The organism is Limimaricola litoreus (assembly GCF_024159025.1).
GTDB lineage: Bacteria > Pseudomonadota > Alphaproteobacteria > Rhodobacterales > Rhodobacteraceae > Limimaricola > Limimaricola litoreus.
Map to the genome: position 1 here is coordinate 1 of NZ_JAMYXC010000255.1, position 12,926 is coordinate 12,926.

Genomic DNA, 12,926 nt, shown 5'->3' on the forward strand with positions numbered 1-12,926 from the left:
CCAGCCCCGCCATGGTGCGCTCTCGGATCAGCGCCCGCTCGAATTCGGCCGTGGCGCCGAGGATCTGTAGCGTGAACTTGCCCTGCGGCGAGGTGGTGTCGATCGGATCGCCCAGCGATCGGAAATGCGCACCCTTGGCCTCCAGCGTCTCGATGACGTCGAGCAGATGCGACAGCGAGCGCGCGAGACGGTCGATGCGCACCACGACCAGCACGTCGCCGCGTCCGAGGCGCGCGATCAGCTTGCCCAGCACCGGCCGGGCTCGCGCGGCGCCCGAGGCGAACTCTTCATGGATCTCGACACAGCCTGCCGAGGCAAGCGCACGGCGCTGCGCGGCCGTATCCTGAAGCTCGGTCGATACGCGGGCGTAACCGATAAGGGGCATGAGGTATGCTATTCCAAATACATATCATGGGAGAATACGACCGTTTGTAGGAGCAGGCAATGGCATCCCGTTGAAGGAAGAGCCTCGTCTTTGCCGGGTTTTCCTCACCACTGAGGCTTGGTCCGCAAGGGCCTGGAACGGGTCCTTCGTCTTTGTTCCGTTCCGACGGCGGCTGGGTATTGGACGGATCAGGAGTGCTTGCCCGAGCAGGGCGGAGCCGCCGGAACGTCCCCGGAAAGCACATGGGTAACTGAAGAAAGCAGAGCTTTGGTTCATATGATAAGGTTTTTACAACCAGTTACAGAGCCTTAAAGAGTAAAGCTTACCCCGAGAGAATATCCTGAACCGCCATTCTCACAGACATTCCGGCGGAGATTCTGATCGCCCGCGACGCTCGGCTGCCGATGGCCTTGCTGTTGACGCGTGCAGTTCGCTGCATCCAGAGGCCGCCATACTGCTTGGAAACGATATTTCGGCGAGGAACGTAACGTCCTCATGCCCGGAAGGCCGCATCTCGTTAACCATGCCACATTCCCGCCGCAGGCATTCGTCAATCTGGATGAGTAATCATACTCGACAAGGTTGATGACCATGCCCACCGCTTCGCTTCCGAACCTGCTACGAATGCACCCTTTCTCGCGCATAAGCGCGCTTATGCGCGAACGCATCTTGCGCGAAGCGCGTGTCTTTGTCAGCGCCCGACCCCGCCGATAGGTCAAGGACCGGCGGCTTTCACACCACCCCGATCATCTGTTCCCTGCCGGCCGTTCCGGACCTTGAGCCCCGACGGCCGGGGCGCCTCGTGGCGCTGCAATCAAACGTCTCATATTGGAAGAGTAGAATGCTCCTTCAGCGCAAGTACCGCCTCCCCAGTCTCACCGTCGCGACCTTCAGCTTCGTGATCTTTACCGCCTTGGCGGGGTTGGCCTTCATGACGGTCGCGGCAGACCGGCGCCTCGACAGCGTCGAAAGCGCGGTCCAGGCGAGGTCGGTCTACCTGCGCGGGGAGGCGCTGCGCATGAACCTCTCCAAGGCGCTCGACCGGGAGTGGAATTCGATCAACGCCGTCGCCGGCACGCTTCGGATGGAACAGATCGACGCGGCGCGGCCCCGTCTGACCGCGATCTCGAGAATTTCGAGCTCCATCGCCTGGACCGGCATCGCCGATGCCAGCGGCAGGCTGGTGGCCAGTTCGCGGCCCGAAGTCGAAGGGCAGGACGTCTCGGCCTCCATGTGGTTTCGCCGCGGGTTGGGCGGCAGCTACGCCGGCGCTGCCGAAAGGGCCAATCGTCTTGCCCGACTGGTGCCTGGCGATACCGAGGGGAGAGTGCAGTTCGTTGATCTCTCCGCGGCGATCCGCGACTCCGATGGCCGGGTCGAGGGGGTGCTGATCTACCGCCTGAACATGGGCTGGATCCATAGCTACCTCGTCGAAAGCGGCAAGGTGCTCGATCTTGACCTGTTCCTCGTCGATGGTCGCGGCCGGGTGTTGTTCGATCATGCCGAGGCGATGCCCGAGGGGCTGTCCGACCGGGCCCAGCAGGTCGTCTCCTCGGGGCAGCAGGGCACCTTCCGGGTGCCGCACGACGCGCAGAACGACGCGTTTCTGGCACTGCTGCCCAAGATCGTCACCGGCGACATGGCCTCGCTCGATTGGCGGCTGGTGGCGCGGGTGCCGACGCAGATCTCCGCGCTCAACATCGGCTCCTTTGTCTTCTCGCGCGATATCCTTTTCGTCATCCTCGGGCTGAGCGGGGCGCTGATGCTCGGGACGGCGCTGTTCTGCCGCTATTTCCTGAGCCCGCTGCGCATCCTGTCGCGCGAGGCGCAGGCCATCGCGGAAGGCCATGATATCTACCCGAACGAGCAGCACAGCAGCCGCGAGGCCGCGAGGCTTTCGGAGGCCATCGTCCGGCTCCAGCGGACCTGAATGCAACAGTCGGGCCACCCGCGCCGCGGGTGCCCGATACGACGCCCCGTTATGCTTGAACGGCCGCGACCCACAGTCGACCCAAGTCCCAGCTTGCGCCAAGACCCTCTGCACAAGGACCTTCTCCCTCATGCGCTTTACCCGCCTTTTCATCGGCCTCCTGCTTGTCCTCGTCTCGATCTGGGTGATCGTCGGCGAACAGATGGGCGGGGCCAGCGCCAATGCCATGGTCAACGCGCGGCTCGCCACCTTGCGCGCGCCGATCGCGGGCAAGGTCACCATGCCAGACCTGGCTCTGGGCGCCACCGTGCGGCGCAGCGAGGAGCTGGCCTCGGTTTCCGACAGCCGGGTCGACCGGATCCGGCTCAATGATCTGGTGCTCGAACAGCGCGATGCGCGGATCGAGCGCGACCGGTTGCGCGACGTGATCACCGAGACCCGCAACATGGCGACGACGATCTCCGTGCGCGCCGCGCGGTTCGAACGCAGCAACATCCGGCAGGCCGAGATCCGGCTCAATCACGCGCTCGAGCGGCTGGCCCTGTTGGAGGAGCGCGCGCGCGAGTCGTCTCGCGCCCGGGTCGCGGCCCTGGAGCCGCCCCTCGCGATCGAGGACCCGGTGCGGCGTGCCAGACCCGACACCGGGCTGGCGCCGAACCTGCCCCGGGATGTCCCCAGCGATCTTGCCCTGGCGGTCGAATGGGCGCGCGAGGAAGTCGGCGTACGCCGCTCCGCTCTTTCGGCGGCGCGTGACGGCGTGTTCGTCGCCAATGACTACAGCGACAGCCCCTATGCCGGGCAGCGCCTGGCGGAGCTGCGGGCCCGGCTCGATGGTTTCGAGGCGGCCTATCGTGCCCAGCTCAGCCAGATCAGCGCGCTCGACAAGCGCATCGTCGAGGAGCGGATCAGCGTCAACCACCTCACCGAAGCCCCCCTGATCTCGATGCTCGACGGGCGGTTGTGGGAGGTTCTTGCCGGGCATGGAGAGCGGGTCGAGCGCGGTCAGGACATCCTGCGCCTGCTCGATTGCGGCAACGTGATCGTCACGGCCTCGGTCAGCGAAAGCGTCTACAACCGGCTCAAGCCGGGCGATGCCGCCCGCTTCCGCCTGTCGGGGACGGGCGAGGTCTTCCACGCGACGGTCGAGCGGCTGGCCGGGGCGGGCGCGGCGACGATCTACCGCAATCTCGCGGTTGCCCCGGGCCCCAAGCACCTCGAGCGCTACGACGTCGCCGTCTCCGTGCCCGGCCTGTCGGATTCCGAGGCCGGGTATTGCCCGGTCGGCCGCACGGGCCGCGTGTTCTTCGAGGGTCGCCCGCTCGACCGTCTGCGCGGCCTGCTGTGATCGCGCTGCACCCTTGGTTGAGCGAAAGCCAGCGCAGCCTGGCGCTGATGCTGCTCGCGCTCGGGCTGGTGGTGCTGTTGCCGCTGGTGGTAGACCTGCGCCGCACGTGGCACCGGGTGCTGATGCTCGGCGGCGTGATCGCGCTGGCGTTGCGCTACATCTGGTGGCGCGGCACCGAAACGCTCGCGCCCGTTGGGTTCGATTTCGATTTCGTCGCCAGCAGCACGCTCTTCGCGCTCGAACTCGTTGCCCTCGTCAGCTCGCTCAACGCGGCCGTCCTGTTGATGCGCCGCCGCGATCGGCACGATGAGGCCACGAAAAACGCCGGGTGGTGGGGGACGGACCCGGCGCCGAAGGTCGCCTTGATGATCGCCACCTACAACGAGGAGCGCGAGGTGCTCGAACGCACCATCGTCGGCGCGCTTTCGGTCGATTGGCCCAACGCCGAGGTGATGGTGCTCGATGACGGCAAGCGCGACTGGCTGGCCACCTTCTGCGCCCAGCACGGCGTGCGCCACATCACCCGCCCGGACAATGCCCATGCCAAGGCAGGCAACATCAACCACGCGCTCGATCTTCTCGACGCCGAGGGGAATGCCCCCGATTTCGTGGCCATCCTCGATGCTGATTTCGTGCCGCATCGCAATTTCCTCACCCGCTGCGTGGCGCTGTTCCACGACGAGAGCGTTGGCCTCGTGCAGACGCCGCAGCATTTCTTCAATGCCGATCCGATCCAGCACAACCTCGGCCTCGCGCACTCCTATCCCGACGAGCAGCGCTTTTTCTTCGATCACATCCAGCCCGCGCGCGACGGGTGGGGCATCGCGATCTGCTGCGGCACGTCTTCGGTCATGCGCTGGAGCGCGCTGCGCGGCATCGGCGGCTTTCCGACCGACAGCGTCACCGAGGATTACCTGCTCAGCCTGACGCTGCAGGAGCGCGGCCTCTCGACCGCTTATCTCAACGAGCCGCTGACCGAGGGACTCGCCGCCGAGGGCGTGGGCGAATACGTCACCCAGCGCGCGCGCTGGTGCCTCGGCCTGATGCAGATCGCGCGTGGCCGGCTCGGGCCGCTGGGCGACAACAAGCTGCGCCTGCGCGATCGCTGGAGCGTGATGGACACGCTGATCTACTGGCTTGGCAGCTTTTCCTTCCGTCTCGCGGGGCTGAGCTTTCCGCTGCTCTACTGGTTCTTCGGCACCATCGTCGTCGATGCCCGCGTGCCCGAGGTGCTGTCCTATTTCGGCGTGTACTACGTCTGGTCGCTGGGGGTCATGAACCTGCTGTCGCGCGGCACGGTGGTGCCGGTGCTGCACGACGTGAGCCAGATCGTCGGCGCCATCCCGATCACCCGCGCGGCGCTGCACGGGCTGCTGCGCCCCAAGGGCCACAAGTTCAAGGTCACGGCCAAGGGCGGCGATCGCAGCCGGATCGTGGTGCAGTGGCGGCTGATGATGCCTTATCTCGCGCTCGCCGGGTTGAGCGTGATCGGGCTGTGGCTCGGCAGCGCTTTTGACGAGCTGGCCCATTACGACGCGGGCGACGGCAAGGCGGTCGTGCTGTTCTGGACCTTCTACAACCTGTTCGTCCTGTCGCTGACCATCCTTGCCTGCATCGAGCTGCCGCGCCACGAGCGCCACGTCGCCGATGCGCCCGAACGGGTGATCTTCGCGGCAGGCGACGCGGCACCGCGCAGGCTCTGGCTCGCGTCGCTCACGCAAGACACCGCCCGCATCCGCGGCCGGCTCTACCCCGCCGGTACCAGCGGCATACTGAGAATTCCCGGATTGGGAGATATGGAGGCCACCGTGATTGAGACCACCGCCGATGGCGCCCGGCTGCGGCTCGCGCCCAGCCCGGAGCTGCATCATGCGCTGCTGCGCCGCTTTTACACCGAGGGCGCAGCGCCGGGTATCGGCGAGGTCAAGCTCGGCCAGGTCATGCGCGACATCGCCCGCCGCCTGAGCTTCAGCGGGGGTGCGTCGTGAGCGGGGCGGGGCGGGTCAGCCGCCGCGCCTGTCTCGCGGGGCTGACGGGCGTCGCCGGAATGATCGCCGCGCCCGCCGTGGCGCGCGCGGCTGCCGTGTTCGACAGTCGCAACTGGCAGGACTGGCGCGCACGCTTCCTGATGCCCGAGGGGCGGGTGATCGATGACTACCAGGGCGACATCAGCCATTCCGAGGGACAGGCCTGGGCGCTGCTCTTCGCCGTTGCCGCGGGCGACAGGGAGACCTTCGACGCGATCCGCGGCTGGACCAATGCCAATCTCGCCGTGCGGCGCGACCCGCTGCTCGCCTGGCGCTACGTGCCGGGCGAGTCGGCCGCCGCACGCGATTACAACAACGCCAGCGACGGCGACCTGTTCTATGCCTGGGCGCTGCTGCGCGGTGGCCGCCGCTTCGGCGATGCCGAGGCGCTGGAGCAGGGAGGGCAGGTCGCGCGCGGGGTGATGGAGATCTGCATCGCCGAGGATCCGCGCCAGCCGGGCCGACACCTGTTGCTGCCTGCCGCGGAGCATTTCCGCGGCGAAGGACATGTCACGCTCAACCCCTCCTACATCATGCCGCGCGCGCTGCACGAGCTGGCCGCCGCCTATGACCTGCCCATTCTCGCACGGGCCGCCGAGGACGGCGCCGGGCTGCTCGAGGAGGTGGCGCAGCGGGGGTTGCCGCCCGACTGGCTCGGCCTCGACGCAAGGGGGTGGATCCCGGCGGATGGCCCCAAGGGGCAGTTCGGCTACGACGCGATCCGCGTGCCGCTCTACCTCGTCTGGTCGGGGCGTGCCGGACATCCGTTGGTGCGCCGTGCGGCGCAGCTCTGGGCGCAGGCGGGGCAGGGCACGCCGGTGCAGGCCGCGCGCGACGGCGCGGTGTTGCACCGAGACGGCGCGCCCGGCTACGAGATGCTGGCTCGGACGGTGCTGCGCGCCACCGATGCCACCAGCCCGCCGCCCCTGCTCAAGACCATGGACGGACAGAGCTACTACCCGGCGACGCTCGGCCTGCTGTCCGAGCTGGTGGCCCATGATATCGGGCTGATGACAAGCTAGTTGCAACCCAACGGAGTTCTTCATGATCCGCCTGATTGGCCACGCCCTCCTTGCCTTCGTGCTGAGCGCCGGCCTCGCCCGTGCCGATGGCGAATACCTGCAATTCGATCTCGGCCCGACCGACAGCACCGCCGTCGGCAGCTTCGAGCGCGACGGCATCTCCACCGGCGCGGTCTGGTCGCGCTATACCGATGGTGGTTCGCTGGGGTTCTCGACCTCGCTGTCACGTCAGCTCAGCCTAGGAGGACGCCCGGTTACGCTGCGCTATGGCCCTTCGCTGCGCTACGACGGCGACGTGAGGCTCGGGGCCAAGATCGTGGCCGAGAACTACACCTCGACCGACTGGGGCGGCGTTTTCGTGATCGGCGAGATCAACAGCATCGACTGGTCCTATTTCTCCATGATCGAAGCCTCCCGCAACCCGGCGGGACAGTCGCTGGCCCTTGTCGCGACCGGCGACGACACGGGCTATGCCGAGCAAAGCCTCGTCGTTGCCAAGACGATCAGCGGCTCGGACTGGCGCATTCGGGCCGGTTACCGGCTGCAGGCACGCGAGGTCTTCGTTGGCGCAGCGCTCAATACCTTTTGAGGTGAGTGGGGAATTCACCTGCCAGATCTCGCGCAGGTCGGCCTTGACGGCGGGCTGGAGGGATTTGGGGACCTTGTTCGGCACTGACCTGCCACGGGATTTTTCCACCACCGTCGATTGGGGTCCGCCACAATTCGAGGGCGGACAATCAAGCGAACGAGAGTCACGGACGAGCAGGTTATCGGCAATCTGGCTGAGCACGAGGCAGGCGCAAAGCGCGCGGACCTGTGCCGCAAGCGCGGCTCGCTGTCGGCCTGGGTCGATCCCGAGATGGTCCGGCACGCCGGCAAGACCGGGATGCACGGGCGGCTCTGCCGCCTCTCCTATGCCTTCAGGCGCCTGTCAGACAAACTGCGGCATGCCCTCGGCATCGAAACCGATGCGATGGTGCCGCCTGTAGCGCTCGATCAGGCCTTCCTCTTCGAGGGTGATGCGCGCCGCGTCCCAATCGAGAATGCCGGCGAGCGCCCGGACCAGCTCCGACAGCGCGGCGCGGGGCAGGGGGCGTTCCAGAAACAGCGCCCCCCTCCCGAAGAGAACATCCTGCGCGGTGTGGACCACCTCGTGCCGCGCGATGAAGGCGAGCTCCTCATGCGAGACGTCGGGGAGGTGCGTCAGGAAAGTTTCCGGCCCCCTGAAGGCGTTCGCGATCAGCCGCGCCCGCGAGCCATAACAGGCCAGAAGCCGGGCCGCCCGGGCCCGCGACAGGCCCGTGGCGGCAAGATCCGACAGGAGCGCCTCCGCATCGCCGGTCCTTTGTGACAGGCCGGTGCCGCCACCGATCGCCAGCTCCTCTGTCGTGCGCCGCCGCTCCCGGCCCAGACAGGACAGCGCCGCATCCGTCACCCCGGCCGAGAAGGAGCGGAAGGTCGTCCATTTGCCGCCGACCAGCGACAGGATCGGAAAGCCGCGGCCCTGGGCGGCAGGGCGGACGGGCATGGAATGATCGCGGCTGATCGCGCCCGGGTCCGAGGCGTCCTGCGAGGGCAGGGGGCGCACCCCGGCGTAGCTGAAGAAGATGTGGTCCCGCGTCACGGCCACTTCGGGGAAAATCCGCCGGAAGGCGTCCAGCAGGTAGGCGACCTCATCGTCGGTGCAGACCACCGCGTCGGGGTCTTCGGTCGGGATATCGGTCGAGCCCAGAAGCACGTGTCCCATGAAGTTGGAGACAAGACAGATCCGCCCGCCTTCCGCTTCGAAATACATCATCCGCCCTTCGAGGCTGCGCGCGAAGATCGGCAGGTCGAGCAGCAGGTGGCTGCCCTTCGTGCCGCCGATCATGCGGCCCTCCTCGCCCGCGGCGGCGTTCACCCGGTCGATCCACGGGCCCGCGGCATTGATCATCAGATCGCAGCCCACTAGGAAGACTTCGCCCGTCGTGGCATCGCGCAACCGCGCCCGGCCGCTCTCGATCCCGTCGAAGCTGACATGGTTCAGCGCCATGCCGGCAGGGTTCGCCTCCATCCCGTCGAGCGCCAGTTCGACCACCAACCTTTCAGGCGAGGTGATCCAGGCGTCGTAATAGGACGCTGCGATGCGGATCCGCGGATCGAGATCCGGGATTTCGCGCAGCGCATCCTCGCGCCGGATCATCCGGTGACGGGGCATGACGCGGTTCAGCCGGCCATATATGTCGTAGAGCGTCAGCCCGAGCTTTATCACCGCCGCGCCGCGCTCGGTCAGTTTCGCCGGACGACGCAGGAACCGGCGCAGCGCCGGAAGGATCCCGGCCGTCCAGGAATAGATCGGGATGATCATTTCGAGGGGGTGGACATAATGCGCGGCGTTCCGGAGCAAACGGTTGCGCTCCTCCGCGCTTTCTCGAACCAGGCGGAACTCCCCGGTTTCGAGATATTTCAGCCCGCCATGGATCATGCGCGACGGGGCGCGGCTGGTGCCCGAGCAGAAATCGCCGCGCTCGACCAGCAGGCAATCGACCCCCTGCAGGGCCAGGTCGCGGAAGGTCCCCATCCCGTTGATCCCGCCGCCCACGATCAGCACCGGGACGTGCCGCATCTCGCGCAGGCGCTGCAAAAGGGCGTCGCGTCTCGTGTCGCTCATATGCGTCCTGCCTTTGCCTGAAGATCGATCAGGGCGGCGGCGGCGTCCCTGTAGCGCGCATAGCCCTGCCGCAACCGGGCAGCCGCACCGCCGGGCTCGTAGCTTATGAGCGGCCCGGTGGTGCGCGCCCGGGCCTCCTCCCAATCGGTGTAGATCCCGCAGGCGAGCCCGGCACAGATCGCGACACCGAGCGCGCCGGCCTCGAGCGTCGCCGGGACCTCGACCCGCCGTTCGAGCGTGTCGGCCATCATCTGTGCGAAATAGGGATTGCGACTACTGCCGCCGGTCAGCCGCACCGAAGCAATGCGTCGCTCGGGGTCGAGCGCGTCGACGTGCTGGCGATGATTGAAGGCGATGCCCTCGGCCACGGCGCGCAACATGTGACCGCGCCCGTGCCAGCCGCGCAGGCCCAGAAAGGCACCCGCCATGTCCGACCGGTACGGCGAGCCGAAGAGATAGGGGAGATAGAGAATATCCGAGGGATCCTGCTCGACCGCGTCGAGCTCCTTTTGCAGCATCGAGAAGGGATCGTCGGTCGCCAGCGCGTCACGCGCCGCCTGCTGCACGAACCAGTCGAGATTGGCGCTGGAGGCAGGCGAGATGGACATGCAGTTCCATTGACCGGGCATGAGACCGTTGCGGGTCAGCCAGCCGGGGCCGGACCGGGGCGCGGTGCGAAAGGTCTCGTTGATCGAATAGGTGCCGGCCACCAGAGCAAGAACATCGGGCCCCGTGACGCCGGACCCTACCGCGCAGGCGACGACATCGTGCAATCCGGCGGCGACCGGCAGGCCCATGGGCAGGCCCGTGGCCGCCGCGGCTTCGCGCGTGACGTGACCTGCGACCGCGCCCGGAAGATGCACCGGTGGCAGCGCCCCCGACAGGTCGCCAAGGCCGAAAAGCGCCAGCGCCTCCGTGCTGTAGGATTGGCTGCGCATGTCGGTGAAGGCGACGCTGGCGTCGGTGAAGTCGGTTCCGATATCGCCGGTCAGGCAATGGCGCAGCCAGTCCTTGCAGGACAGGATCGCGCCAATGCGGGCATATCGGTCGGGTTCGTTGTCGCGGATATGGGCAAGCAGGGCCGAGGGCGATGCGGGAAAGGGTTGCTGGCCGCACAGTGTCAGGGCCCGATCCGTCGTGCCATCGGCGTCCCAGCCTTCGACGAGCTTCTGCGCCCGGCTGTCGAGCGAGGTCGCCGCGGGGCCCAATGGCTTCCCCCCGCGATCGAGCAGGTAAAGCCCGTCACCATGCCCGGCGATCGCGACGGCCGCGGGGGTGACGGTGTTGCCCTCCACCTGCGCGGCAGATTCGAGGGCCGCGCGGACCGCACGAGCGGAAGCCTTCCAATGTTGCGCCATGTCGCGCTCCACATGATGCGCGACATCCTCGATCCGGGGCACCGAGCATTTTCCCTGCGCGACCACCGTGCCATTCGTGCGGAACACCACCGCTTTGGTGACTGTCAGGCCACTGTCGAGACCGAGCAGGTACTGCGTCATGTCAGCTCTCCCTTGGGATGCGGTGATAATGGGGTCAGGCAGCCGCGGAACGGGTTTCGGACAGAGCCTGCCGCGCGATCCCACCCATGATCAAGGCGGCTCCCTCCGGACCCGTTTCTCCGGCAGGGGGCCATGTCATGCCATGCGGCCCGGCCTTGCTCAGGCCGCGCGGTGGATTGCCGCCATCTTGTCGAGCGGCAGGGCGCGGATGCGCTCGGCATGACCGGCGGTGCCGAAGGCTTCGAACTTCTCGACGCACAGCTTCGTCACCGCCGCCATGGCGGGCTTCATGTATTTGCGCGGGTCGAACTCGGCCGGGTCGTTCGCCATGGTTTCGCGAATGGCGGAGGTGATCGCCAGGCGAATGTCGGTGTCGATGTTGATCTTGCGCACGCCGTGGCGGATGCCGCGCTGGATTTCCTCCATCGGCACCCCCCAGGTCGGACGAATTGCGCCGCCATGGGCGTTGATCGTCGCACAGAGATCCTGCGGCACCGAGGAGGAGCCGTGCATCACCAGATGGGTGTTGGGCAACCGCTTGTGGATCGCTTCGATCACGCCCATTGCCAGCACTTCGCCGTCAGGCTCGCGGGTGAATTTGTAGGCGCCGTGGCTGGTGCCCATGGCGACCGCGAGCGCGTCGACGCCGGTCTCTGCGACGAAGCGCTCGGCCTCCTCGGGATCGGTGAGAAGCTGCTCGTGGGACAGCTTTTCCGTGGCGCCGTGGCCATCTTCCTGATCGCCCATCCCGGTCTCAAGGCTGCCGAGTACGCCCAGTTCGCCCTCGACCGAGACCCCGGCGGCATGTGCCATCTCGACGACGCGACGGGTGATGTCGCGGTTGTAGGCATAATCCGCCGGGGTGGTGCCGTCGGCCTTGAGCGAGCCGTCCATCATCACAGAGGTGAAGCCGTTCTGGATCGCGGTGACGCAGGTGGCAAGATTGTTGCCGTGATCGAGATGCATGCAAACGGGGATCTGCGGGTACTGGTCGACCAGCGCGTCGATCAGCCGCGCCAGAACGCCATCGCCGGCGTAGGCGCGGGCGCCGCGACTGGCTTGAAGAATGACGGGCGCCTGTGCCTTGTCCGCGGCAGCCATGACGGCGAGGCCCTGCTCCATGTTGGAGATGTTGAAGGCGGGCACGCCGTAGCCATTTTCGGCGGCGTGGTCGAGAAGCTGACGAAGCGTGATGCGGGCCATGGGGTGTCTCCTCAGTGGCAGGGAATGGCGGCGACCATTTCGCGGTCGCCGAAGATGAGGGGGCAGTGCTGATGCAGGCTCCGGGGCGTGCGATCGAGGATGCGGCTCGCCCCGTCGGTGGCCGCGCCGCCCGCCTGTTCGATCAGGAAGGCGATCGGAAAGGCTTCGTAGAGCAGCCGCAAGCGGCCGTTTTCGTAGCCCTTCCGCCTGTCCGCCGGGTAGAGGAAGATCCCGCCCTGCAGCAGGATCCGGTGCAGATCGCCCACGGCGGCCGCGATCCAGCGCATGTTGGCACCGGCCGCGAGGCTGGTCTCGACATGATCGCGCAGAGGCGCAGGCCAATGGCCGGTGTTCGAGGCGTTGTAGGCGATCATCGGTTTGTTTTCGGGAATGCGGACCCGCGCACGGGCCAGGTGGAAGCGCCCCGAAGCCGGATCCAGCGTGAAGAGGTCTACCCCGTTGCCAAGACTCAGCCCCATGTCGGTGCTGTGGCCAAAGGAGACGTAGCCTGCCGCTATGACCTCCCTGCCCGGACGCTGCAGCGTATTGCCCGCCTCGAACACGCAGAACAGAAGGCCCAGCGGCGCGCCGATCCCGATGCTGCCCGAGCCGTCGATCGGGTCGATGGCGACGTCGAAGCGGCCCTCGGGATGCAGGGAGATTTCGTCCACGGCCTCCTCCGAAACCACGGCGCGCACATCGGCGCGTGCCAATGCCTCCAGCAGGTGCTCATGCGCGGCGCGGTCGAGCGCCTTCTGCCGATCGCCGCTGTCATTGGTGCCGACGATCCGGGCCGGGTCCCCCGGAAGCGCGGCCAGGGCCAGCCGCGCCGCGATCGGCGCGGCGGCATGGGCGATGGCGCAAG

General features: G+C 67.2%; 10 protein-coding genes. 5 read left to right on the forward strand and 5 right to left on the reverse strand.

Annotated features, from left to right (window positions below):
- Positions 1 to 385, reverse strand: a 385-nt coding sequence (locus NHG85_RS16020) for a recombinase family protein (protein WP_253334194.1), incomplete at its 3' end; no start/stop codon positions are given.
- A gap of 841 nt (positions 386 to 1,226) precedes the next feature.
- On the opposite strand from NHG85_RS16020, the gene NHG85_RS16025 reads away from it, so the two are divergent.
- From NHG85_RS16025 to NHG85_RS16045, 5 genes are all read left to right on the forward strand, one after another.
- Positions 1,227 to 2,315 carry a cache domain-containing protein gene (locus NHG85_RS16025; RefSeq protein WP_253334207.1) on the forward strand — a complete coding sequence of 363 codons (1,089 nt, stop codon included), beginning with the start codon at positions 1,227 to 1,229 and terminating at the stop codon, positions 2,313 to 2,315.
- Between the two features lie 130 nt (positions 2,316 to 2,445).
- Complete coding sequence (locus tag NHG85_RS16030) at positions 2,446 to 3,660, forward strand: HlyD family secretion protein (protein ID WP_253334208.1); 1,215 nt, start codon at positions 2,446 to 2,448, stop codon at positions 3,658 to 3,660.
- A gap of 17 nt (positions 3,661 to 3,677) precedes the next feature.
- Complete coding sequence (locus NHG85_RS16035; protein ID WP_253334210.1) at positions 3,678 to 5,648, forward strand: glycosyltransferase; 1,971 nt, start codon at positions 3,678 to 3,680, stop codon at positions 5,646 to 5,648.
- The gene (locus NHG85_RS16040) at positions 5,645 to 6,709 is read left to right on the forward strand and encodes a family 8 glycosyl hydrolase (RefSeq protein ID WP_253334212.1); all 1,065 of its coding nucleotides are present in this window, start codon (positions 5,645 to 5,647) and stop codon (positions 6,707 to 6,709) included. Before NHG85_RS16035 ends, NHG85_RS16040 begins: the two co-directional genes overlap by 4 nt.
- 22 nt (positions 6,710 to 6,731) lie before the next feature.
- Positions 6,732 to 7,298 carry a hypothetical protein gene (locus tag NHG85_RS16045; protein ID WP_253334214.1) on the forward strand — a complete coding sequence of 189 codons (567 nt, stop codon included), beginning with the start codon at positions 6,732 to 6,734 and terminating at the stop codon, positions 7,296 to 7,298.
- A gap of 342 nt (positions 7,299 to 7,640) precedes the next feature.
- On the opposite strand, the gene NHG85_RS16050 is transcribed toward NHG85_RS16045, so the two are convergent.
- The 4 genes from NHG85_RS16050 to NHG85_RS16065 all read right to left on the reverse strand — a co-directional run.
- Complete coding sequence (locus tag NHG85_RS16050) at positions 7,641 to 9,359, reverse strand: glycerol-3-phosphate dehydrogenase/oxidase (protein ID WP_253334215.1); 1,719 nt, start codon at positions 9,357 to 9,359, stop codon at positions 7,641 to 7,643.
- Entirely contained in the window at positions 9,356 to 10,858 is a 1,503-nt protein-coding gene (locus tag NHG85_RS16055) for an FGGY-family carbohydrate kinase (protein ID WP_253334217.1), read from the reverse strand. Before NHG85_RS16055 ends, NHG85_RS16050 begins: the two co-directional genes overlap by 4 nt.
- Before the next feature lie 159 nt (positions 10,859 to 11,017).
- Positions 11,018 to 12,061, reverse strand: a complete 1,044-nt coding sequence (fba, locus tag NHG85_RS16060; protein WP_253334227.1) for a class II fructose-bisphosphate aldolase — start codon at positions 12,059 to 12,061, stop codon at positions 11,018 to 11,020.
- 11 nt (positions 12,062 to 12,072) lie between these two features.
- A partial coding sequence (locus NHG85_RS16065; protein WP_253334229.1) for a class 1 fructose-bisphosphatase occupies positions 12,073 to 12,926 on the reverse strand: 854 nt, incomplete at its 5' end.